Below are 26,343 nucleotides of genomic sequence, written 5' to 3'. Positions count from 1 at the left end.
CTGTTTTTGGAACGCTAACTCAGTTTTTAGGCATGGGGAAAGTGAATACCCTTGGGATTAAACAAGCTAATAAGTGTATGCATGTATCAGCAACAGCCTATAATCTTAAAAAATATTTAAAATATATGAAAAACCTGCCAGAAAGTATAGCGGGAATACTTGTTATTATTAAAAGCACAAAAAAACACCTAATAAGCGTTCGAATGATATGTTTTAAGCCACTTATATTTTAGAGAAAATATGGAGTATCAAAAATAAAAACAGCTTAAAAACAAAGATTTTAAGCTGTTTTTATACTTTTTTAAGGGGTTGTGCAACGGTTACCATTGTTGTACATAGTTATTTATTCTAAATCAAGTTTGATATTATCATCAAATTCAATCTTAAACTCTCGTTCAAACATTTTAGAGTTCTCTCTGATAGGTTCAAAAACCTTATCCAATTTCACTTTTGAAACTCTTTTTTCAACTTCTCCCCACTTTTCGCTTGATAAAATAATAAATCCCAATGTGTCTGATGGAAAAGTTATGGAGCAAAACCTTATTTCATATTTTGGCAATAAGATTTTGTTTAAAAATTTCAAAGTTGTATCTCTACTGTCTGTTATTTTGGTTTGGAAGTTATTTCTATCGTAATTGATTGAAAGTACATCATTATTAAGCTTAGCACTTAAGAAACCTGTTTGGATTCTACTTTCACAATATTCAACTATTGCGTCATCGAATTCGCGCCAATCAATATGAAAAACAAACTCATTTCCAATTTTTTCAAAATCTTCATAATCATTTGTTTTACAATAATTTTCAATTGTTTCTATCATAGAGTTAATCTGTTTTAATTATGTACAACTCATTCATATAACTACTTCAACTATTCATTCACTCCAAAACCATCCCAAACAGCATCATTCTACATAATAGAAAACCCATTGAAGAGATTCGGCCGAAGTTAGTTATTCTTAGTAATAAAAAACATACGTATTTCTACCTATTTTTCTTAAACTGAAGCTAAAGTACAAAGGCATAATTAATTAGTTTTACGGAAAACCGTAATTGAGTAAAATAAATAATAAAAACAGGTTGTTTTGTTATCCAGGAATTTCAGGGTTTTTTAATCTCTTTTAAGGCGTAACGGCTAATTTTTATAAAAGAAAGCGGTAATAAAATTTTCATATCATCCTTTTCACTACATTTAATCCACAATTAAAACATTTTAAAACATTAAGTTATGGCTAAATCGCAAGATTCAAAAAAGAATGTAAAAAAAGAGGCAACATTAACGCCTAAAGAAAAAAAAGCTGCAAAGTTGGCTAAAAAAGCAAGCAAAAAATAAACAGCTTCATTGTAAATATGCTTGAATGGCAAGGTAATTAGCGTTCAAGTTTATTTATCATTCTTGTGGTGTTTCCTACCTTCAAGAAATAAGTTTCGGAATTTAAATTATTTATTCTGAGTACAACTTTATTGTTAGAGCGAGATATAAATTCAACAGCATTGGATATATTTCTGCCTAACATAGAGTATAATTTCACTTTTTTATTCAGTAAATTTTTCCCAGTAATGGTTAGTTTATTAGCAAACGGATTAGGGAAAATTTGAGTGGCTGTATTCTGTTCAATAGCATTGGTAACTAAAGTATCATCATAAGCCATCACTTCATCTAGTATCTCGTTAGGTGTACCAAATAGCTGTAAGGCTTCCATTTGGAAAGCTTCATATATATTCGGGTCGCCGTTAGATGGCGCAATTAAGCCTTCATTTCTTATATACAAATTCATTCTGCACCAATTTGTTTTTCTCCAATCGGCAACTATGGTTACAGAGGTTCTTCTATCGTGTGTGTAGTTAACCGTTTTATCGGTTCTGCTTTTTCCTAAAGTACTATTGGTGTTATAATCACTTTCTGGATAAAACCAAGAAACGGCTCCCGGAGCATCAGGATCTGATGAGGTAGAAAACACTAAAAAACGTTTTTCTAATGCGGTGTTGGTGCGTATTGTTATTTTTTTAGAATCGCCAACGGCTGTTACATTTAAAGATTGCCAGGCGTTATTGGAGTCTCTCCACAAAATCCACTGGTAACCTAAATCTTTGTTTAGTCTAAACTCAAATTTATGTCGCATTTCGCCCATATCGTTATTGGCACCTGTAAAGGTTTCAAAATCTGGACGCACACTCTCGTTTACTTCATGAAATTGAAGAATAAATGATGGATGACGTATGTATTCCCATTCTGCAATGTGCCTTACGGTAGATATACTGCCGGTTTTAGTTACATTTTCTATAGAGGTGTTAAAATCTAATTCGCACATTAACTCGTGCCTCATATCGAGCCCGAACTCATCGTAAACATCATCATCAATAATGGCAGGATCGTTTTCATCTCCAAGGGTTTCATTATTAGGGTAAACTAAAGGTGTGTTTTCTATAAAATCATCTTGAATATAAGAGTGCAACGGAAAACGCTCTACTTCAACCTTATTGGCGGTAGTATTTATATTAACCAAATGCCCGCCCGATGTACTAGAAATTCCTGCTTGCACTGGGTTAAAATTACTGGTATGGAAATAACCTCTTAGGGTTTTTGTGCCTCCAGAACCAAATTTAGGAAACGGATCTAGATTTGGGCCACCAGGTGTTAATTCTGTAAAGGTAATGTAGCCGCCACCGTTTTCATTTAAACCAATTTTTTCGCCATTTGGTAAGGCTAAAAAATGCTGTCTGTCGCCTGTGGTATTGGTGTAGCCGGCAGGCGTATCGTCTACAAATGCGGTAGAAGGCCCAAGCCACCATTTTATTGGGTTACTGTAAATGAATAGATGGTCTATTTCCGATGAAAACGTTGTGTTACTATCCGTAAAAGCTTCGAGGTTTATATTTTGTGCCGTGGTATTATCTGGTAAATTGAGCGTGAATGAGTTTGCGGCATCGTTTTCTAACATAAGTGTTGCACTACTAGAACAGCTATCTAAGGCCAGAGAATAGGTTATCCATTGGTTTATTGTAGGCGCTGAGGTAATGAATTCTAAAGTGTTTGTGCTGTTGGCATAATATATTCCCGATGAAGTAAATTGAAGTTCTACTTTTTTTGCACCCGTAAAAAGGGAGAAGCTGAGTTTATCGGTATCTCCAGAATATTGATTGACTCTAACCCTGATGTTTATTTTAAAAGCACATGGGTTTAAATCCATGTAACCAAAATCGTTGTAATTGATGCTTAACGTTTCGTTTACTGGTTTTAACTCTAGCGCATAGTTGTTTTGTGCATCTTGTTTGTATAGATTGAATTTACTAGCATCATTAATATTAGTGCCTGTCCAGTTTTTTAAACCATGGTTATAAGTATCGTTAACAAAATTGAATCCGTAAGAAGAATAATCTGCTCCAAATTGAGAAAAACAATTTAAGGAACATGTTAAAATCGCTAAGAGTATAATGTGTTTCATGGTAATCTGGGATGATATGAAAAGCAGATACTGTTTTATAATTAAAAATGAAACTAACCAAAAGCAACTGATATTCAGTCGGTAAAAGTAATGAATAGTAAGATGAAATGAAATAGGAGTGGTGTTTAAAATGAAAAATCTCACATAAAATAATTATGTGAGATTTTTGATGTTCGATTTTTAAGATGGTTTTAAGGCGCCTTAATTGAATGTTTTTTATAAGGAACTGTGCCTAATTCGTCCACTTCAATGCCCCATTTTTATATATAATGGGCTTCTGGTAAAAATTAATCGAGGTGTGGTGTTTTTTGGTAGGTTGAATTTGATTGAGGTTTAAAATTTATAAAATAAAAACATCCGATAAAAATGATATTTACCGGATGTCTCTAAAACTAACTATTTAAAATGTACTGATAATTATCTGCCTTCCCAACCTGGGTTTTGTTCCCAAATAACATCTTTATTACGGTCTATTACCGTTTGCGGAATTGGGAATGTATTAAAGTCGAATGTTAAACTGTTAACTTGATAATCGTATCTGGCATATCTTCTAATACGATCTGAAGCAATGTTGCCGCCCATACGTAATAGTGTGTTCCATCTACTTTCTTCTACAAATAACTCTCTAGCTCTTTCATCTAAAATAAAATCTAGATCTACCATAGCAGCAGTTGCTAATACATTACAATTTGCGCGTTGTCTTATTAAATTAATATCATCGGCAGCTAATTGAGTATCTCCTTTTCTTAAGTGTGCTTCAGCTCTTAAAAGAATAGTTTCTGGTAAGCGTATTACATAACGGTCTCTCCATATATCTTCTCTGCGTTCTCCATCATCTAGACCTTCAAATTGATCTGTAGTTAACTTTTCATAAATCGGGAAGTATGCACCATCGGCCAAGCCTACATTTGCCGCATCTAGTACGTCTTGCGGTACTACTTGTCCAAAATTAGCTGCACTAGGGTCGTTGTATAAAACAGTACGTCTAATGTTACTTTCTTCACCACGCATATCACCATCAGAAATGCTAGGTTCCCAAATAATGGTTTCTGTTAACTCTGTAGGTCTAAGAAAAGCAACGCCTCTTCCTCCAACATCTTCTAGCTCGCCTATAACACCTTCTATAGCTCTCCACACTGGACTAAAATAATAAGGGTAACGTAATCTGGCACCATTATCTCCAGCTTTGTAAGCTTCATAATCAAATTGATGCGTCCAGATACTTTCTGTATTTCCATCGGCATAATTTTGATTGTTCAATCTAAATAAATCCCAGTACACGTTTTTTCCAGGCTCATCGGCTCTAGAACCAAAACGACTTGTCATCAAAGAATAAATTCCGCCATCAATAACATCCGAAGCATATTTTATAGCTTGATCATAAGCAAGGTTGTCATTATTCTCAATACCAACACCTAGGTAAAACTCGCTTAAATAATGCTGTGCAGCACCACGAACTACGCGTCCTGGTTCGCTTGTTATTTCTGGTAAATCGTTTAAAATAGATTCTAAATCATCGATAGCAAATTGATAAATTTCGGCTCTTTCAGCTTGTTCATAATCAAACCTAACGGTAGTTGTAGGTTCGTCTACAATAGCAACGCGACCAAATAATTGTGCGGCTTGGCCATGTGCTTTTGCTCTAAAGAATTTGGCTTGTGCAATGATATAGCTTCTAGCGTCTTCACTTTCAAAAGTAATATCAGTTTGTTCTGCTAAAGAAAGTACAAGGTTTGCTCGCGATATCATTTGATAAAGCTCAGAATATATCGTGTTTAAACGGCCAGCTCTTGGTGTAATTGTAGAGTTGTAATCACTAAAATTCGTGTTTTCTCTAAAGGTAGGTACGGTTAAAACATCTGTACCTTGCCCGTGCATAACACGACCTTGGTTGTTATCTACATACGATCTTAAGGCGCGATCTTGTTGGTACATAGTGATTAATACCTGATCTACTTGAGTACCTGAAGTAAAAATATTATCTACCGTTAAAAAGGTTTCTGGCGCCGTGTCTAAAAATTCTGCATCATTACAACCCGTAGTTAAAACCACCAGGGATAGTAATAGTAATTGTTTTATATAATTTATTTTCATGATATTTTTTTTAAAATTAGAAACTAAGGTTAACTCCAAACGTGTAAGCGCTCATAACAGGGAACGTTCCGTTTAATGCTGCAATTCCTTTTTCTGGATCTCCACCACCAAACCAATTTGTAAAAATTAGTGGGTTATCGGCACTGATATATAGGTCTAAAGAACGAATACCTAAGTTTAATCGGGTTAAAATATCTTGGTCAAATCCATAAGATAAGTTTACGTTTTGTACACGTACAAAGCCTCTAGATTGGTAACCGCTATAACGACTATCATTAAAATCTGGACGTAGGTTCGTGGTACTTTGGTTTTCTGGTGTCCACCAATCTCCATTTTCTATATCGTTAAAATCAAATCGGTTTTGGAAAGAGTTACTTCTAGGGTTTGCACCAATAAAATAATTTTCGCTTCCGCCACCAAACGTGCCGTTAATTAGCATGTATAAGCTAAAGTTTTTATAAGTAAATGTATTAGAGAAACCCATTCTGAAATTAGGGACATTATAGCCTAGAATTTTTCTGTCGTCTCCTGTAATACCAGGTTCTCCATCTAAATCTCTAAACATTGGATCTCCAGGTTGTGCTCCATTATCTGCGATATACTGTGTGTCACTTTCTTGTACAACACCAATGTACTCGTAACCATATTGCGCACCTAAAGATTTACCAATAAATAAGCTGTTAGAAATATCATCGTCTTCTATGCCATCGCCATCAATATCGTCTCCGTATAGGGTTACAATTTTGTTTCGGTTATTCCAATAGGTTAGTGTAGAGGTCCATTTAAATTCTTCGGTATTTATATTTTCAGTACGTAAAGTAAGCTCAACACCACGGTTGTCTACTTGGCCTAAACTTGCCAATATGCTAGAAAATCCACTTGTAGTTGGTATAACTCTATTAAAAATTTGATCGCGAGTTTGTGAGAAGTAAACATCGGCATCAAAGAAAATACGATTGTTTAGAAATGCTGTATGCACACCTAAGTTTAAAGATGTAGTTTCTTCCCAACCTAATTCAAGATTACCAAGACCAGACTGCGAAATACCAAATTGACTTACAGAAGGATCGTCTCCAAATGAATATCTAATATTACCTGGTTGTCCTGCACTTACTGGAGATAGTGTTTCGTATGGATCTAAACCTTGGTTACCATTTAATCCGTAAGAAGCATTAATTTTTAAATAATTTAAAACAGAATTATCTTTTAAAAAGTTTTCTTCGGAAACCGTCCATGCACCTCCAACAGACCAGAATGTACCAAATCTTCTATCGGCTCCAAAAACGGAAGCTCCATCGCGTCTTACAGATCCTGTTAAGTTGTATTTGCCAGCATAACCATATGATAGGCGACCTAAATAACCAACGTTAGATCTTTCTGCTAAACTATATGAATTTGTAACGGTTGTTGCGAAAGGCACACCTTTAACACCTAATGTTGTATTACCAAGTGCAGCAAAATCGGTTCCAGATACGGTAGAGAGGTCGTTTACTCTGTAATCTCTAGTTGCAACTAAAGTGGCGTCAATGTTATGCTCGCCAAAGGTATTGCTATAGCTAATAATATTGTCTATAACGTAGTTTCTATCGGTATATCTAGAGTTACTACCATTAGCTTGAGATAGGTTTGCTTGTATAGATTGTTGAGAATATCTATCAAAATATGGCGTATTCTCTGAAGGAAGTGCTATAAAATAATCTTCATACTGAAACTGATCTACACTTCTGTTTTGCTGACTTAATGTATAGTTAAGTGTATATTTTAATCCTTTTACCCAAGGTATTTTGACTACAGCGTTAGCAGCAAGTCTAAAATAATTTCTTTTATCAAAATTTTCTTGAGTTCCATCGGTACCCCAAAGTGGGTTAGGTACATTATTAGCCGTTGGGTAACGTTCTAAATCTGTAGAGGTGTTAGAGCTTGTATTAAAAGGTTGTCCATCGTAACGGTAAGGGTAACCAATTGGAGCTATTTGAAATGCTCTACCTACGTCGGCTGTTACTCCAGAAAAATCACTGTTTGTGTACGATCCGTCTAGACCTAATTCTAACCAATCTGTTATATCTGCTTGTAAACGTGATCTTACAGAAATTCTATTAAATTGGTCGCCAATAATAACACCTTCTTGTTCTTCATAACCTCCAGACATGAAATAATTAACTTTGTCAGATCTTCCAGAAATAGAAACATTATGTTTCTGTATTTGTCCGTTTCTAGAAATTAAGTCTAGCCAATCTGTATCTACACCTTCGTCTTGTAATACACCTCTATATTCTTCTTCCCAAACAATATCATCTATAGAACCGATGTTTTGTTGTGCTATATATTTCTCTAAATAACGATCTCTATCTAATAAATCGGGTTGATCTTGCCAAGTATTAAAACCTGTAGAGGTAGAGAAATTAATAACAGGTTTACTTGTTTTACCTTTTTTTGTGTTAATTAAAATAACACCATTGGCGGCACGAGACCCATAAACAACAGCAGCCGAAGCATCTTTTAGTATATCTAGAGATGCAATATCGTTAGGGTTTATGTCATTAACACTTCCTAAAAACACAATACCGTCCAAAACAATTAAAGGATCGTTATTACCATTAATAGAGTTTTGCCCTCTTACTAAAATAGATGGTGTTGTTCCTGCAGAGTTTTGTGCACCAATATTAATACCTGGTGTAGCACCTCTAATAGCTTGTAAAACACTTGTGTTAGCCGAAAGTGCGATAGGAGAGTTCTCTAATGTAACCCGCTCAACAGCGCCTGTAATGTCTTTCTTTTTGGCTGTACCGTAACCAACAAGTACAATTTCGTCTAGTCCGGCAATATCTTCTTCTAATGATACATTGATTTCGGAAGATGTGCCGACTGTTACTTTAGCGGTTTTCATTCCTAAATAGGAAAACACAAGTACATCACCTTTTTTTGCAGTAATGCTGTATTTTCCATCAAAATCTGTTTGAGCTCCGTTATTACTCCCTTCAACTAAAACATTAACTCCGGGCAGAGTCATATTTTGTGTATCGGTTACTAATCCGGAGACTGTAATCGATTGCGCATTTGCTAATGTAAAAGACATTAAGCAAACATAAAATAACATTAATTTTTTGTTCATAAATCTTGATTTAATTGTGATACTTCTTTAGTTAAAATTGGTTGTTTTTTTTGCTTATTTAATGTTTAAATCCGAGAGGAGTTTTATTAAATAAACTAGATTATAAATGTATTTTATTATCACAGTACTTCCATCCTGTACTATCCTGTGGTGTTTTGTAAGAAATATTTTGTTTTTGTGCTGATAATCATGGTTTTAAAATGAATTAAGCTCGTATAAATGTCTCTTTTTTTATGTTTTAAGTTGTTATTTTTCAGCGGTTTGTGTGATGTTGTAGTTTCAGTTGCTATACTGATGATATTCTTTTTTCTTTTGGGAAGAAGTTTGAAAAAAGAGCTGTTTTTGAAATTAATTTTCATTAAAAAATGAAAGAATTTATTTTTGTTTTGGTACAGTCGATGTTAATAGAAAATGAGGAGCTTTTATTTTAAGATTTTAGATGAATGGTTAGGTTGTAATCGAGCCATTTTTCAATCATAAAATATTCACTTAAAAACAAACAAAAAACCTCAACTATTTATCTAGAATAGTTGAGGTTTTTTACTAGTAATTTTATAATGCTTGTAGTGCTAAAAAGATGTCGTTTTACACTACAATAGACTATTACTTTAACGGTGTTATTCCATTATCTTTTAATCTTCATTTTCATATTCTTTTCAACAGCGGCATCAAAGGCTTTTGTAATAGATTGAGGTAATTTTGATTTTTCAATCCAGTCATTACTACCATAAACGCCAGCTTCGGAATAGTTAAATGGCTTAAAGTTGATTTTTTTATAAGTTGTATTTCTTTTGAAGTTGAAATTAAAACTTTCAGCATCTTTAAAAAACGGATTAGAAATGTGGCTGTTTTTATCGAAGCCTAATTTTTTCCATCCTTTAAAATTATGATTATTGAAGTTATAATCGCCACCATTAATATTCCAATAGATGTTATAATCCATGCTGGCATTAACATGGTCCCAAGCACCTTTTGCTACAAGGCCTTCTTTAAAAATGATAATGTTATTTGTAAAGGTGAAAGATTTATGATCTTCAGAAATAGTACATTGCAATTGATACTTTTTTGCAAAGGCTAAAATGTTATTTTCAACTGTATTATTTTTTCCGTAATTCTGCTGAAATCCGCCCGTTTTAGTATTGTAAACTAAGTTGTTTTTAAAGGTAATTCCAGAAGAACCTTCATCGGCATACATACCCCAACCACCATAAGAATAGGCGTGAACATTATTAATAACATTATGGGTAACTTGTGTACCTTCGGAAGCGCCTAAGGTATAAATACCTGCCATATCACTAAGTAAATCCCAACCAATATGATGAATATGGTTATAAGTAATAGTGTTACGTTTTGCTAAACTAGGCTTATAGCCCCAAACCCAACCTACCGAAATTCCTGTATAATAGAAATTCCCAATGTCGTTATGAGAAATGGTATTGTCTGCACTATGGCCAACCCATACACCAACTGAAGCAGGAAACTCTTGGCCACCGGTTTGAATAATATTATTTTCTACCGAAATATGGTTAGTATGCGCTTTACCATCTAGAGGTTTAAAACCCCCTAAATAGATACCGCCACCACCAAGATGATGCAAATAACAGTGTTCTACCTTGGAATGTGTGGTACCTTTTCCAAGCCAGATGGCATGCTGACCAATTTGCGAAACTTCACATTTTAAAAACTCAATATGGTTTGCGTATTCCAACATAATGGCAGCATTAAGTTTTGCTGCAGCTTGATTTGGTTCCGAACCTGTAACCGGAATTTTGTAATGCGCATGTTTAAAAGTTAACCCTTCAAAAGTAATGTGTTTTGTATTATTGTTGGGTGTACCAGAAATAGATATCAGGTTTTCTAAAACGGGAGCAATAACTTCGGTGTTTGCTATAGTTTGGCCTTCTAACGGTTTGTATAATAAAGTGCCGTTATCTTTTAAATACCATTCGCCCACAGAATCTAGAGCCGCTTCATAGTTTTCAAAAATAAGGCGTCTATCCTTTTTTAACGGATTCCATGGCTTCATACCTTTACCAGAAGTAATAAGTTTTAAACTATCGGCATCTATGGCGTCAATATGTCGTAAGGTATAATCCCATTTATGGAATGCTTTAAAACGTACATTGTGAATTTCTTCCTGTTTAATTTTTGAAAGTATTTTGGCATCTTTAGTATTAAAGAAAATGCTTTGCTCTGCTTTTTCGGCTACTTTCGATGCGCCTTGCTTCCAAATAGTTTGTGTTACCGTGTCAATTTTTATAAAGCCTTTATTAGGCGTTCTTGCCAAAGTAGCGCGTTTATTGTTAACATAAAGTTGATCGAAGGTCCATTTGTAGTAACTGCTTTCTGGAATTTGTGCTTCCCAAAGGCCATTTGAATTAACTTTAAATTCTATTATTTTTTTTCCACCACTAAAAACGGGTTTTGCTCCTTTTGCTGCTTTGTAGATTATTGGAAAGTTAGATGAACCACTGTCCATAGCGTTGAGTTCCAAAGGCGCTTTCATGAGGTAATTTCCAGTTTCGATAAGCACTTCAAAACTGTGGTTTATACCATTTTCATTTTTATAGTTTCTAATGGCATCGCGAGCCCCTTGCAATGTAGCAAGAGGTTGCGATTGGCTACCTGTATTTAAATCGTTTCCGGCGGTAGAAACATAAAATGTAACTTGTGCCTGAAGTTTAAAGGTTAAAAGAATTATTAAAATGAAAAAAAACGATTCTTTTTTAATCATAGAACTCAGAATTTTATTTCAATTTTAATTTGATAATACCATCAATACTAGCATCGAAATCTTTTCCAGGATAAAGAAAAGTTCCTTCTTTCATTTGCTTGAATTTAACTTTTGTTTTTCCATCAAAAGAAGTTGCTGAAGCAATTTTTTCGGTAAATTCAGAAATGAAAATATAAGGTTCTGATGGTGCTTCTAAAACGTGAACATAAAGTGTTTTATCCTTTTTAGTAATGGTTCCCCAATCTTGAGATCCAACAACATTTCCACGTGTTCCATAAATACTTTCACCATATTTACTAGTCCATTCGCCAACTTCTCCTAAAGTATCAACAAATTCTGGTTGAATTTTACCATTAGGCATTGGACCTACGTTTAGTAAAAGGTTTCCATTTTTACCTGCTGCTTTTACTAAAAAGTGAATAAGTTGTTTGGTAGATTTAAACTTTTTATCATAAATACTGTAACCCCATTTCCCTGCCATTGTAGCACAAGACTCTAATGGTAATTGGCTCACTTCTACGCCATGGTTAAATCCGCCGTGATTTTCACCTGGTAAATCACGCTCAAAAGTTTGAACATCATCTCCAGGAATCGGTTGAATATGGTGATTGTTTGCAATTAAAGTGTTTGGACTAAGTTTGTGAATTAAAGAGTAAATCTCATCATAATGCCAGTTAGCTTCTTTTTGGTCCCAGTGACCATCGAACCAAATACAGCCTACTTCGCCATAATTTGTAAGCAGTTCAGTAAGTTGTGCTTTCATAAAGCCTACATATTTATTCCAAGCTTCTTCATCTCCTTTTTTACCATCTTTATAGTCGTCACGTCTCCAGTCTAATAAAGAATAATAGAAGTTTAATTTAATACCTTCTTTTTTACAAGCTTCTGCCAATTCTTTTAAAGGATCTTTTCCATAAGGTGTGGCATCAACAATATTAAAATCACTAGCATCTGTATCAAACATACTGAAACTATCATGGTGGCGCGATGTAATGGTGATGTATTTCATACCGGCATCTTTAGCTATTTTAACCCATTCTTCAGCATTAAATTCTTGAGGATTAAAAAAATCGGCTAAACGACTGTAGTTATCTTTTTGAATCTTTTTTAATAGCATTACCCATTCTCCGTCGGCCAAAATACTGTAAACGCCCCAGTGAATAAACATTCCAAATTTCATATCTTGAAATTCTTCACGAGCTTCTAAATTACCCGCAGTTGGCGTATATTCTGGCATAGGGTAGGCATACTTTTTTTGCGCATTTGCACTAAATAGTATTAAACCAAATAAACATATTAGTCCTATTTTCTTCATCATTTCTTTTTTTGAGTTAGTATTTTTTTGCTTGCTTTTTTTAATTTATTTTAGGTTTGAGTCCCATTTCCATTTCTAAAACACCTCCTTGTGTAATTTCTTGATGTGTTATATAGAAACGATTGAGTGGTTTTCCATTGAGTGTCATGGATTGGATATAAATGTTTTCTTCGGAATTGTTATTTGCTACAATTTTAAAGGTTTTTCCGGTGTAGTAATTTTGGTCTAATTTTATTTCAATATCACTAAAAACCGGACTCGTAATTTGATACTTATTATCGCCAGGAGCAATAGGGTGGATGCCTATGGAGGCTAGTACGTACCAAGCAGACATTTGACCAACATCTTCATTGCCGCACAATCCATAAGGATCTGTTCCATAGGCATCACTACAAATTTGGCGGGTATATTTTTGAGTTAAATGAGGTACACCGGCTTCATTCAACATAAAAGGGACATGGTGTACAGGTTCGTTTGGATGATTGTAATAGTTGTTCCATAGAAAATCGTCTGGCGTATTTTCAAAGAAAGAAACTAGTTCGGTTTTAAAGGCTTCTTCGCCACCCATTAATTCTTTCAATCCTTCAATATCGTGTGGTACAAACCAACCTTGTTGATAAGGATTACTTTCTATACAACCTTGGCCATGCACGGTTTTGCCTTCCCATGCTAACCAAGTTCCACTGCTGTCTTTGGCTCTAAACCAATTTACCTCATTGTTCCAAATATTCTTATAATTTTCGCTTTTCTTCAAATAGGTTTCGGCAATATCATCTTTTCCTAAAGATTTGGCCATAATACTTAAAGCCCAATCAGAATAGGCATATTCTAATGTTTTAGAAATATGTTTGTTTGAATAGCCTAACTCACCGTTGCCGGTATTATCTACAGTGTTTTTAGAGTAGGTAAAGGCCTTTTCTATATCGTAGTTGCGAATTCCTTTTTCGTAAGCATCTACAATTACAGAAACTGCAGGATTACCCAACATACATCCCGAATAGGAGTTTAGCATTTCCCAACGTGGTAAATATGCATTACCACTATATTCAGCCATTTGTAATAATGAATTTATTTCATCATTAACTAAAGTAGGGTTTATAATTGTTTGTAAAGGAAATTGGGAACGAAACACATCCCAACCGCTAAAAATAGTGCGGTAAGTAAAGTTTTTAGTTTGATGTATTTTTTTATCAGCACCAATATAATTTCCATTTACATCTGAGAATGTACGCGGGTCGATCATGGTATGATACATCGCCGTGTAGAAAATGGTTTTCTCAGTATCTGTAGCACCTTCTACAGAAATATTTGCTATGGCTTTACTCCAGCTATCTCGAGCGTCTTGTTTTGTTTTGTCGAAATCCCAGTGGTTAATATCGTGTTCTAAATTTTCTTTAGCTCCAGCAATATTTACAAATGAAATACCACTTTTTACTAAAACTTCCTCGCCTGCTGTAGTGCTGAAATTGGTGTAAAAACCTAAATGTTTGCCTTGCATTTCGGTTTTACCTTCAAAAATCTCAGCATTTTTAATAGAATCTTGATAGTTATCTCTTCTAATAAAACGCATTTTTCTAGGAACATCAGGAATATCGGCACTCCAAATGCCATAGTCTTTTAAAGGCTTACTAAATTGACAATAGAAATATACAACATAGTCTGCTTTCCCTTGTCCTGCGCCCCAACCACCACCTTCAGGCGGACATTTCATCCAACCTTGTATGGTATTTTCGTTTACTACTTTGATGTATTGTTCTGTTGAAGTACCTCCAACGCGACGTGCTAAATCAATTTGAACTCTAGAACTATCAGATTCAGGGTAGGTAAAGCGAATAATACCTGCTCTTGGAGCTGATGTTAATTCGGCTTTTACATTATAATCGTCCATAGTAACGGCATAATATCCCGCTTCTGTAGTTTCTGTATCATGAGAATATCGAGAACGGTAACCACTTTCTGGATTTTTAGCGACACCACGATTAGTTTGTAGTTTACCTATGGTAGGCGTCACTAAAAAATTTCCTAAGTCGCCAAACCAGCCCACACCACTCATGTGTGTAAAACTGAAACCTTCCATAGTTGGATGCTCATAAGAATACCCAGAACCATTATCGCCATCTGAAACCGTATCAGGACTTAATTGCACCAACCCAAATGGCGTTGCAGCTCCAGGAAATGTTTTACCAAAACCATGAGCATCCTTCGATTTTTTACCATAAGTAATCGCTCCAATTATAGGGTCTATGTAATCTACAGGTTGCTTTTTGTTTTGAGTTGCTTCTTTATCAGATTTTGAAGAATTACAAGAACTCGCCACTAAAGCCGTTAATGCCAGACAGAAATAAAATAATATGTTTCTTTTTGTAGTACTCATGTAATGGACTGCTTTTAATCTATTAGTGCGCTGCTGTATTTTGTGTAGTTTCTGTTTTGTAAAGATCTACAGGTACATCATTCTCTTGTGGTTTTCCAGAGGTTGTTCTACCATTTTCAACAATATGTTTTAATTTTTTTGTCAATTTAGCAACAACTCTTGGATGTTTCTTATATACATTAGTCGTTTCTTCAGCATCGGTTTTCATGTTATACAATTGAATTTCTGGCAAGTTTTCTTTTCTAGCTTTGTTATCCGTTGGGTTAGACCAACCACCAGAACCTGGCGTTAATTCTAATTTCCATTTTTTATTTCTTATAGAAAATTTACCATGTATAGAATGATGAACTACTAAATTATAATCGGTTTTAGCCTTTTTGTTTTTCAACATTGGAAGAATACTATACGAATCTACACCAGTATTATCATCCATATTTAAACCTGTAATTTCTGCACAAGTTGCCATTAAACTTGTTTGGCAAATGAGTTTATCGTTTATAGAGTTAGCCTCAATATGTTCTGGCCATCTTACCATAAAAGGAATGCGGTGTCCGCCTTCCCAAATATCAGATTTGTAACCTCTAAAATCAGCACTTGGGTAATGTCCAAATTCATTTTCTAACTTACCAACTTTTGCAACAGGGTAGGAGCAACCGTTATCACTCGTGAAGAATACCAAAGTATTATCTTCAATACCATTTGCTTTTAAGGCTTCAAGTACACGACCAACAACATCATCGGTTTCCATAACAAAATCGGCATAATCTCCCATGCCACTTTTTCCTTGCCAAGCTTTTGATGGTACTACAGGGCTATGCGGCGAGTTTAATGCCAAATACATAAAAAATGGCGTATTGTTTTTAGATTCTTTAACGATATAATCTTCTGCCTGATCAGCTAAAAATTGTAGCATCTTTACAGGTTCCATTTTATCAACAACCTTATCGTTTTTTATAACCGTTTTCATAACTCGAGAGTGGTGAAAGCCAATATAAGAGTCAAAACCACGAGAAACTGGTCCGTTTGGTACCGTAGAACCAATAGCTGGGCCAATTACTTTTTTGCCATCGTAAACTTCAACAGGTTTTCCTTCATCGTCAACAAACTTAAATCCAAGATGCCATTTGCCAATAGCAGCGGTTTTATAACCTACGCTTTTTAGCATTTTAGGGACTGTAGTTATATTTTCGGCAATAAGTGGTTCTAACTCATCACCAGTACCAAGAACACCTTGTTGTAATCTAGAGCGCCAAGAATAACGCCCAGTTAATATGGCATAACGCGATGGTGTACACACGGCAGAAGCAGAGTGTGCATCGGTAAACGTCATCGATTCTTTAGCAAAAGCATCTATTTTTGGAGTTAGTATTTTTCCTTTTTCAGGATTTAAAACTTGTACATCGCCATAGCCTAAATCGTCACAAATGATGTAAACAATATTCGGTTTTTTTTGAGCTGAAGCTGAAGCAACAACGAGCATAAAAAGAGCTACTAATTTTGATATTTTCATGATTTTATTTTAATCTTATTTCTGTTATTTCACCTAGTAATTCACCAGCTTCGTTAAATAAACCAGCTTTTAAAAGGGTTTTAGGTTTTGTTTTAAAATCGCCTTCGTACTTAATCGCGTTTATTGTTGGATCGCTTCCATCAAGCGTGTAATAAATAGAAAAGCCAACAGTTTCGGTTTTCAAAAACACAATAGCTTCTGTATTTAATTGATCGATAGCAAAAGCAGGATACACAGTAAACATGCTATTTGCATAATTGACGTTATCTCTTTCTAAACGTTTAAAATGATCACTTTTTAATGCATTTTGAAAACGTTCCCAGTTTTTTACTTTTGGATCACTCCAAGATACTTCCGCACTTGCTAAGGTTCTTGGGTAAAGCATGTATTCAAAATGTTCTTCGGTTGGTGTAAACTCGGCCCATAAACAAGTTTGGTTTCCTAATACACGGCTTGCTTCTTTCGCAGTTAATTCAGCAGGAATAGGCTCATGATTATAAACTACAGATAAAGGTAATACCGAATTTGGTCCTTCTGGCTCCATAAATGTCGGGCCTTGAACACGACTGATATAAGAGTGTAAATACGACGTCATAATGGTTGGGTAACCTTCACGAGGCGCCTGTAATTCTGGGGTGTGTCGTCCTCTTCTCCAAGCCATAATGGTAGCGCCTTTGGCTCCTTTACCGCTTAAAATTTCATCCCACCCAATCATAAGTTTATTTTGAGCAGTTACTATTTTGTTTACTTTTTGAATAAAATGACTTTGTAATTCTTCCTCATCAGCAAGATTGTGGTCTGTCATTACCTTTTGGCAATGCGGACATTTTTTCCAGTTGGTTTTGTTGCATTCATCTCCACCAATATGGATGTATTTAGAAGGAAATAACTCGGCTACTTCTTTTATCACATCCTCTAAAAAAGCATAGGTAGTTTCTTTTCCTGCACAAACTGCGTTATCGGGTGCTTTTCCACCAGTGGCTAATTCAAAATTAGCATCAGTTTCACCATCAAAACAAAACAATTCTGGATATGATGCCACTAAAGCTTTACTGTGTCCGGGAACATCAATTTCTGGTATCACCTCAATATTTCTAGCAGCTGCATAAGCAATAACTTCTTTAATATCTTCTTGGGTATAAAAACCACCAACGGTTTTAGGTTCATCTGCTGTAGCATGCTCACGAGACCACCAAGCAATACCTGTTCTGTCGGCACGCCAAGCCCCTTTTTGAGTTAGGTTTGGGTATTTTTTAATTTCAATTCTCCAGCCTTGATCGTCGGTTAAATGCCAATGAAATTTGTTTATTTTATATGAAGCTAATACATCAAGCTGCTTTAAAATAAAAGCTTTAGTTTGAAAATGACGAGAAACATCGAACAACACACCACGCCAATGGAATCTTGGATTGTCGGTAATAGTCAAACTTGGTATGGCTGTTGATCCGTTTGAACCGGCAGGAATAGCCTGTCTCAAAGTTTGGAAACCATTAAATAAGCCTGCATAATCGGTTGCTTTTACTGTAATTTTAGAAGCATTTACTTCTAAAATATAACCTTCGGCTTCAATAGATGCGTTTTTTACTTTTTCAAAAACGATAACGTTTTTAGACGCTGAGGTTCTTCCTGCGTTTACAGTAAGCGATAAACCGGTGTCATTTGTAAGTGTTGAAGACACGATAGGCGCTAAAGCTTTGCTGAATTTCTTCGGAATAAAAACTTGCGTGTTTTCATCTAATTTAAATCCGCCAGAAGCGTAGACAACAGATTCTGGTTGCGGGATAAAAGTATTCTGGACATCTTGAGCATAAATACTTACTGAAAACATGAGACATACTAAAAGTAATGCTACTGTTTTTGTTCTGTAAATATTTGTTTTATATGAAGTGTTTATCATGTGTTATTCTAATTTAAACTTACAGCAAGCGTATTAAAAGATTTTCCGTCTAGGGCTACTTTTACAATCTCGTTATTGATGTTTAATGCTAATTCTTGAGCTTCCGAAGTATTGTTGTAAGCCAAAACAGTTACCTCATTATTGGCTTTGTTATAAAAAGCAAGTGCGTTATTAGTATCTCCAGAGGCCGATAATTTTACCGAACCTGGCGCTACAAAAGCACTTAAATGTTTCATTAAATAAAACTCAGGGTTGTATTTTATAGCTTTGGTGTTACTATCGATAGAAATCATAGAATTTTGTTTCCATCCCCATTGGCTTTTTCCTGTTTCATCTAAAACCATATTCCAATACATGTATGAGTTGGCACCGTTTTCAAAATAATGTTTCATTAAGTTGAAGGTGTATTCTGCCGCTTTCCAATCGTTAGAACCATCACCACATTCTGTTTCAGTTTGCATTAATTGCATGTCTGGATATTTAGCATGTACAGCTTCAATAGCGCCTTTTCCTGCCCATTGAAAACCAACACCTGTAACATAATCTTCAGTGTTTTTGTATTGTAAAACATCATCCACACGTTCTATTTGTGGACGCTCTACAGTACCTAACCAAATTTCAGTATCTAATTGATCGGCTTTAAATTTCGGACCTAAATAATCTGCAATAAAAACACCTAAATCTTTAGGGTCCCAAACACATGACGGGAAATTTTGAGCCGAATTATATTCGTTCTGAACATGTACTGCACTAATATCAATCCCCTCTTCGGTGTAAGCCTGAACAAACTTTGAAAAATATAAAGCGTAGGCTTCAAAATATTTAGGCTCTGTAATAAAACGAGACACTAATTCTTCCGTAGAACTCCATTCTTCTGGTAAATCGTTAAATTCAGGATTAGATTTACAAGCGTAATGTTTGCTATGTTTCATCCAAGATGGTGGACACCATGGTGAAGCCCAAACTTCTATTTCTGGATTTATTTTTTGTGCTTCCTTAATGTATGGAATTAAACGTTTTTTATCACGATCGATAGAGAAGTTCGACATTGCAAAATCTTCCGCAGTTTCGTTATGACTGTACCAATCTACAGCATAATCATTAGCGCCAATAGGCATTCTACAAACGTTGAATTTACAACCGGTTTCTTGACTAAATAAATCGTTTAAAATTTGTTGCTTTTCTTCTGGAGTTACCATAGCCAAAGCATCCCAACCTAATTCGTTAAAACAACCTCCAAAACCTGTAACTTCTTGTTCTTGGTTTTGTGTATCAATAGTAATGGATAGGTTAGTAGCTGTATTTTCCTCAGAAGGATTATAGGTTTTTTCAACCCAAACATTATCATTAGTACTGCTTACCCAAGTTACTTGAGGCTGTTTTTTACAAGCTGAAAAAGCGACTAAAAGGGTTAAAGCTGAATATTTAAAAACGTTCATAATGTTTTATTTTACTGTTAAAATTTTTCTTAAACGGATATCTTTTGATGAAGCGCCAACCATGATTCTAAAATCGCCTGCTTCAACTAATCTTTTCATGTCTTTATCTAACATAGATAAGGCTTCCGGATCTAATTTAAAGGTTACATTTTGAGAATCTCCAGGGTTTAAAGTGATACGTTTAAAGCCTTTTAATTCTTTAATAGGGCGAGATACTGAAGCTAATTCATCACGGATATAAAGTTGAACCACTTCGTCTCCAGCAACTGTTCCTGCATTTTTAATGGTACAAGAAACTTCTACGCTTTCGTTAGCTGAAATATTATTTTTACTGAATTCTATATTTGAATATTCAAAGGCCGTATAACTTAATCCGTAACCAAAAGGGAATAAAGGTTGCCCTGTTAAGTTGTGGTAATTATCACCACGACCGGTTGGTTTATTGTTGTAATACAATGGGCATTGCGCTTCATCTACCGGAAAAGTAATTGGTAAACGTCCGGCAGGATTTTCATCACCAAAAAGGATATCTGCAAAAGCGTTTCCGCCATTTTCACCAGAATACCAAGCCATTAAAACACTATCGACATCGTTAATCCAGTTAGACATAGTAATGGCGCTACCACCAACTAAAACAACAACTGTTGGTTTTCCTGTTTTAGCAACGGCTTTAATTAATGCTTCTTGATGACCTGGTAAAGCTAATAAAGCACGATCTTGAAATTCACCTTCGTGAATACCAGCAACCACTACGGCAACATCACTTTTTTCTGCAGCTGCAACAGCATCTGCAATTTGTTGTTCCCATTCGTTTTGAATTTCGGCATCCCAAATTAATTTGAATTTTGCATTTCCTGCGGCTTCAAAAAACTCAATTTTAATATCGTATGTTTTTCCTTCTTCAAAAGAAAAAGGTTTTAAAATACTGTTATACGATTGTTTTTGCCAGTTATCAATAATTAATTTACCGTCTAAATACATGCGGTATCCGTCGTTACCTTCAATACCAATATTAAAATCACCTGTTTTTGGCGCTTTTAGTTTTCCTGTCCATCGTACAGAAAACCAATCGTAAGCTAAATCTTCATGTGGTGAAAATAAGGTCCATCCAAACTTAATTTGCTTATCAATACGCTCTACTTTAGGTTGGCCGGTTAATTTAATATTATCAAAATAATCACCTTTTAAACCTGCAACTTGTTTACCTTCTTTAGTAGTTGATAAATAAGAAGAGGCTATTACGTTATAGTTTTCTTCAGCTAAAGCTACACCAGGAGTATAGATAATATTGTCTTGTCCTATCTTGTCTGATACACCTTGATACATAGAAATAAGATTATTTCCAGGACCACTGTAACCACCTAATCGCACGGTTTTTACATCGTGACCAATAAGGGCTATTTTGTTAACAGCTTTATCAATTGGTAAAGCTTCATTTTCATTTTTTAATAAAACCATCGCTTTAGAGGCTGCTTTTCTAGCCAACTCACGGTGTGTTTTATGTCCGTTCCAAATTGCTGCTTCTTTAGCATCTACGTATGGGTTTTCAAATAAACCTAATTCGAATTTAGCTTTTAAAATACGGCTAACTGCTTCGTCAATCGCTTTAATATCGACCATACCATTTTGGTAAGCTTCCCAAAATAAAGGGTAGTGGTTGTAGTTGGTTTGAAACATAACATCTAAACCAGCTTCTACAGCATCTTCTGTAGCTTCGGCATAATCTTTAGCTGTAAAGTGTAATACATTAGCACCACCTGTAGCTCCAGCATCGGAAATTACAAAGCCATCAAAACCCCATTCTTCTTTCAGTTTAGTACGTAATAACCACTCGTTAGACGTACATGGTGTACCGTTTAATGAATTATAAGACGTCATTACAGAACGCGCACCTACTTTTTGAAAAACAGCTTTAAAAGCAGGAAAGTAAATTTCCTCTAAAATACGTTCGTTATAACTAATTGGGTAACTATCACGACCACCTGCTCCAACATTAGCAACAAAGTGTTTTGGTGTGGTTATTACACCTTCTTTCTCGAATTCTCCAAGATAAGAAAGCGCCATTTGCGTTGTTAAATATGGATCTTCACCATAGGTTTCTTCGGTACGTCCCCAACGCACATCGCGTGCTATGTTTAATACTGGCGATAATATTTGACGAATTCCTCTTGTTTTTGTCTCCTTTGTTATGGCTCCGGCTACTTCGCCAACTAAGTCTGTATCCCAAGTTGCTGCTAATGCAATGGCTTGCGGATACATGGTAGCTCCATCTCGAGCTAAACCGTGAAGGGCTTCGTTAAAAGGAATGATAGGAATTCCTAAACGGGTTTCTTCTAAGAAAAACTTTTGAAGTTCGTTAATTTCGTTAGCCATATTGGCTGCAGTTCCCGTAGAACCATAATCCATAATTTGTTCGGCTGCATTATCATTTAATCCTTTTGAAGAAATTTGAAAACCAAAAATACCGTGTTTCAATTTGTCTTTTCCAATCTTTAAATCGCCAGGAATCATAAACATTTGCCAGAATTTTTCTTCTAATGTCATTCGGCCTAATAAATCGCTTACACGTTCTTCAACGGGTAATTTAGGGTTTTTATAAGGTGGGTCTTTCTTATTAGAAAAAGCGAAAGCACTTATGATGAGTGCAAGAACACTGACTATTTTTAGGGTATGGAGAATCTTTTTCAAACTGCTATTATTTTTAATTATATTGATGTTTGTTTGCTTTTAAATCGGTATCGAATTCTGTGATCATTTTCTGTAACTTCTTTACGATTTTAGGGTTTGCCTCTGCTACATTTTCACTTTCGGAAATATCGTTTTTAAGGTTGTAGAGCGCTACACAATTTTGTGTAATACGTAGTTTCCAATCCCCTTTTCTAACCGCTTCTAAGGTAGAATCTTTGTAATAAAAGAAACCATCTTTTCTATGTGGCGACTTCGCTTTTTCATTTCCTGAAAGTAGGGACCACATATTTTTACCATCTATTTCTTGTTTAGGTAATTCTGCATCTGTTAAATAGACTAAGGTTGGTAAAATATCTATAGTTGAAGCTAATTTATCGGTAACCACACCCGCTTTAATTTTACCTGGCCATTGTGCAATCATAGGTACTCGAAATCCACCCTCAAAAGTTTGATTCTTATGTCCCCTTAAAGGCAAGGCACTACCACCTTGATCTCCTTTTGATGTCCAAGGACCATTATCTGAAGTAAAAATCACTAACGTATTTTCATCAATACCTTGTTCTTTTAATGTTTTTAAAACTTCGCCAACACTCCAATCGATCTCTTCAATAGTATCGCCGTATAATCCTCTTGCACTTTTACCTTTAAAATCTGGCGAGGCATATAATGGGACATGTGGCATGGAATGAGCCAAGTATAAAAAGAAAGGTTCATTTTGGTTTTCTTTTATAAAATTAATGGCTTCTTTTGTGTAACGCTTAGTAACAGTAGATTGATCTACAGGATATTCAATAACTTCATCTTGTTTCATTAATGGGACTCTTTTTCCTCTCCATTTTTTCTCTCGTAAACTATCTAAAGTCATACCTTCTCTAAACACGATATTTTTAGAAACCTTAGATTCTGGATTTACCGACATATCATTACTAAACGGAATACCGTAATACCTATCAAAACCTTGTGAAGTAGGTAAATATTGTTGTTGGTCTCCCAGATGCCATTTACCAATGCAAGCCGTAGTATATCCCTTAGATTTCAGTATATTGGCAATGGTTTGTTCTTCATTTGATAAACCTCCAGGTAAGTTAGGCCACAACACTTTGGGCACACCAACACGTGGCGGATATGCTCCAGTTAATAAGGCAGCTCTTGATGGCGAGCATACTGATGAAGCAGCATAGAAATCGGTAAATTTTATACCGTTTGCAGCCATATTATCTAAGTTGGGTGTTTTTATTAATGGAGAACCAAAAACACCAACATCTTGATAGCCTTGATCGTCTGTAAAGAATATAATGACGTTAGGTTTCTCAATTGTTTTTTGTGCTGAAAGCGCTCCTGTACAACTTAAAAAAACGGTGAGTATGCTGATTACGAATTTCATATTCTGAATTATTTTTTATTTAATGAACCGTCGAACTTATACGTTTTTCCTGCTTTTGTGTCAAATTCAATGGTGTTTCCGTTGTATTCTAAAACACAAGGTGCTCCTTTTTTAGATGTAATTTCAACGTATTGTAATTTCGAGTTTTTCCAAGAGAAAGCCAATTCAAAACCACCTCTAGCAACAATACCTTTTACTTCACCATCGGCTAAAGCATTTGGTAAGGCTGGTAATAATTGGATTTTATCTAAATGACTTTGTAATAACATTTCTAAAATACCTGAAGCACCACCAAAGTTTCCATCAATTTGAAATGGTGGATGCGCATCAAAAAGGTTAGGGTAGGAGCCTCCTCTAATTTTGCGTTCCGGAATTTCTGCCGGACTTAATAATACATTCAATAATTTATAAGCACGATTTCCATCTTTAAAACGTGACCAGAAATTAACTTTCCAAGCTAAACTCCAACCTGTGCCGTTATCACCTCTAAATTCTAAAGATTGTTTTGCAGCTTTCATTAATTCTGGAGTGTCTTCGTAATTAATTTCACTTCCAGGATAGACCGACCATAAGTGCGACACGTGCCTGTGATGACTTTCTGGATTATCTTTATCTTCTAACCATTCTTGCAATTGCCCGTGTTTACCTATTTGGTTTGGTGCAATTTTAGGAATCATAGTCGTTAGTTTTTCAGCGAAAGCTTCATCTGTTTTTAAGATTGAAGATGCTTCAACAACACTTTTGAAAAGCGCTCTTATGATTTGGTGATCCATCGTTGGTCCAGCCACTAAACCACCAATTTCTGGCGATGTAGATGGCGTACTTATCAGGTAACCTGTTTTTGGATCTTCAACTAAAAAATCGGTATAGAAAAGCGCCGACTCTTTCATTAAAGCATAATTGTTCTTTAAAAAAGTTTCATCTTTTGTAAATAAGTAATGTTCCCAAATATGCGAACAAAGCCAAGCACTACCAGATAACCAAAGTCCATGATTAGAATGGTTTACTGGTGCAGCACCTCTCCAAATATCAACGTTGTGATGTACATTCCAACCCTTAGCGCCGTAATGTTCTTTGGCTACGTTTTTTCCAGTTTCAGAAACATCTTTTATAAAATCGAAAAGCGGTTCGTGACATTCACTAAGGTTAGCAATTTCAACTGGCCAATAATTCATTTCTAAATTAATATTGGTTGTGTAGCTACTAAACCATGGTGGCGTTAATTTATGGTTCCAAATACCTTGCAATGTTGGTGGTTTCGTTCCTGGACGGCTACTCGCTATCATTAAATAACGGGCATATTGTACGTAAAGTGCAATTAATTGCGGATCGTTTGGTGTCTTCCAGAAGTCGAAAATACGCTTATCGGTGGTGTTTGCTGATTTCCCATTATCACCAAAATCAATATCAAAACGATTGTATAGCGATTGGTAATCTTTTAAGTGTAGTTTTTTTACTTTTTTATAATTTTCTGAAGCAACATGTGCTAAAGTGTTTTGCGTAATGTTTTCAGGATTTCCCGAAACATCATTATATTTAATATAGTTGGTTGCAGCTGTTAAATATATGGTTGCTTTTGATGCATTGGAAATTTGAAGTTTTCCGTTTACAGTTTCAATAGTACCATTAGTTTGAATGTTTAAAGTGGCAACGCCTCTAAGGGCACCTTCTTTAACTTGAACCTTTAAGGTTTGTGTGTTTCCAACGGTTTTTACCGTTTTATCTTCGTGAAGCGCATCTAACCATAAATCGAAATGAAGTGCTTTAGATTTACTTGATGTTAAATTAATAGCAATAACTTGTGATGGGTAACTAGAGAATACTTCTCTTTTAAAATCTACGCCATCTACAGAATAAGAGACTTTACTAATGGCCTCTTCTATGTTTAGCTCTCTTGTGTAATTCTTGTAGTTTTCATGACCTTTAAAAGCGATGTAAATATCACCAAAAGGTTGGTAAGCCTTTTGCTTTAAAGGCGTACTCATAAACTCTTGCATCGCTAAGTTTTGAGCATCTACTTGTTTCCCATTTGTTAATAATTGACGAATGGTATCTAAATACTTGTAAGCGCCTTTATGTGCATAATCATGAGGTTTTCCAGCCCAAAGAGTTTCTTCGTTAAACTGAATATGTTCTTCGGTAACACCGCCAAAAACCATAGCGCCAAGGCTACCGTTTCCTATAGGTAAAGCTTCGGTCCATTTTTCAGCAGGAGACTCATAAGATAATTTATGAGTTTCCTGTGCTGAAATTGTGGCTATACATAATAGAATAGACACACAGGAAATAATTGTTTTTTTGTTCAACTTCATAATTGTTATATTTAGTCTATCTACAGTATTTTTTATAAA

At 35.2% G+C, this 26,343-nt stretch carries 13 protein-coding genes and 1 pseudogene; 1 reads left to right on the top strand and 13 read right to left on the bottom strand.

The window, feature by feature from the left end; all coding sequences use genetic code 11:
• Nucleotides 1–233 (top strand): annotated as a pseudogene (locus BM246_RS20135) (IS1182 family transposase); the annotation flags it as partial.
• Between the two features lie 110 nt (nucleotides 234–343).
• Here the strand turns inward: BM246_RS20135 and BM246_RS16815 are convergent.
• The 13 genes from BM246_RS16815 to BM246_RS16755 form a co-directional block, all read right to left on the bottom strand.
• Nucleotides 344–820 carry a hypothetical protein gene (locus BM246_RS16815; protein ID WP_042505125.1) on the bottom strand — a complete coding sequence of 159 codons (477 nt, stop codon included), beginning with the start codon at nucleotides 818–820 and terminating at the stop codon, nucleotides 344–346.
• Nucleotides 821–1,369: 549 nt separating this feature from the next.
• Complete coding sequence (locus BM246_RS16810) at nucleotides 1,370–3,445, bottom strand: T9SS type A sorting domain-containing protein (protein ID WP_074939509.1); 2,076 nt, start codon at nucleotides 3,443–3,445, stop codon at nucleotides 1,370–1,372.
• A 417-nt stretch (nucleotides 3,446–3,862) separates the two neighbouring features.
• Nucleotides 3,863–5,539: a RagB/SusD family nutrient uptake outer membrane protein gene (locus BM246_RS16805; protein WP_074939506.1), complete on the bottom strand. Its 1,677-nt coding sequence runs from the start codon at nucleotides 5,537–5,539 to the stop codon at nucleotides 3,863–3,865.
• A 16-nt stretch (nucleotides 5,540–5,555) separates the two neighbouring features.
• On the bottom strand, nucleotides 5,556–8,651 hold the full coding sequence (locus tag BM246_RS16800) for a SusC/RagA family TonB-linked outer membrane protein (RefSeq protein WP_074939504.1): 3,096 nt from the start codon (nucleotides 8,649–8,651) through the stop codon (nucleotides 5,556–5,558).
• 625 nt (nucleotides 8,652–9,276) lie between these two features.
• Nucleotides 9,277–11,385, bottom strand: coding sequence for a right-handed parallel beta-helix repeat-containing protein (locus tag BM246_RS16795; protein WP_074939501.1), 2,109 nt, complete (start codon nucleotides 11,383–11,385; stop codon nucleotides 9,277–9,279).
• A 13-nt stretch (nucleotides 11,386–11,398) separates the two neighbouring features.
• Entirely contained in the window at nucleotides 11,399–12,703 is a 1,305-nt protein-coding gene (locus tag BM246_RS16790) for an alpha-L-fucosidase (protein WP_206672775.1), read from the bottom strand.
• Between the two features lie 37 nt (nucleotides 12,704–12,740).
• The gene (locus BM246_RS16785; RefSeq protein WP_074939495.1) at nucleotides 12,741–15,074 is read right to left on the bottom strand and encodes a GH92 family glycosyl hydrolase; all 2,334 of its coding nucleotides are present in this window, start codon (nucleotides 15,072–15,074) and stop codon (nucleotides 12,741–12,743) included.
• Between the two features lie 22 nt (nucleotides 15,075–15,096).
• Nucleotides 15,097–16,584 carry a sulfatase family protein gene (locus BM246_RS16780; protein ID WP_052415494.1) on the bottom strand — a complete coding sequence of 496 codons (1,488 nt, stop codon included), beginning with the start codon at nucleotides 16,582–16,584 and terminating at the stop codon, nucleotides 15,097–15,099.
• 4 nt (nucleotides 16,585–16,588) lie between these two features.
• The gene (locus tag BM246_RS16775; RefSeq protein WP_074939492.1) at nucleotides 16,589–18,481 is read right to left on the bottom strand and encodes a beta-N-acetylhexosaminidase; all 1,893 of its coding nucleotides are present in this window, start codon (nucleotides 18,479–18,481) and stop codon (nucleotides 16,589–16,591) included.
• Nucleotides 18,482–18,489: 8 nt separating this feature from the next.
• The gene (locus BM246_RS16770) at nucleotides 18,490–19,920 is read right to left on the bottom strand and encodes a glycoside hydrolase family 30 protein (RefSeq protein ID WP_074939489.1); all 1,431 of its coding nucleotides are present in this window, start codon (nucleotides 19,918–19,920) and stop codon (nucleotides 18,490–18,492) included.
• A 6-nt stretch (nucleotides 19,921–19,926) separates the two neighbouring features.
• A complete protein-coding gene (locus BM246_RS16765) occupies nucleotides 19,927–22,608 on the bottom strand; it encodes a glycoside hydrolase family 3 protein (protein ID WP_231961873.1) in 2,682 nt (893 codons plus the stop codon).
• Nucleotides 22,609–22,621: 13 nt separating this feature from the next.
• Complete coding sequence (locus BM246_RS16760; RefSeq protein WP_083415844.1) at nucleotides 22,622–23,992, bottom strand: sulfatase family protein; 1,371 nt, start codon at nucleotides 23,990–23,992, stop codon at nucleotides 22,622–22,624.
• An 8-nt stretch (nucleotides 23,993–24,000) separates the two neighbouring features.
• Nucleotides 24,001–26,304, bottom strand: coding sequence for a glycoside hydrolase family 95 protein (locus BM246_RS16755; RefSeq protein WP_074939486.1), 2,304 nt, complete (start codon nucleotides 26,302–26,304; stop codon nucleotides 24,001–24,003).
• Nucleotides 26,305–26,343: the final 39 nt, after the last annotated feature.

It is taken from the genome of Algibacter lectus, assembly GCF_900112395.1.
Taxonomy (GTDB): domain Bacteria; phylum Bacteroidota; class Bacteroidia; order Flavobacteriales; family Flavobacteriaceae; genus Algibacter; species Algibacter lectus.
The sequence above is the reverse complement of the archived record's forward strand: the minus strand, read 5'-3'. Positions and strand labels throughout refer to the sequence as shown.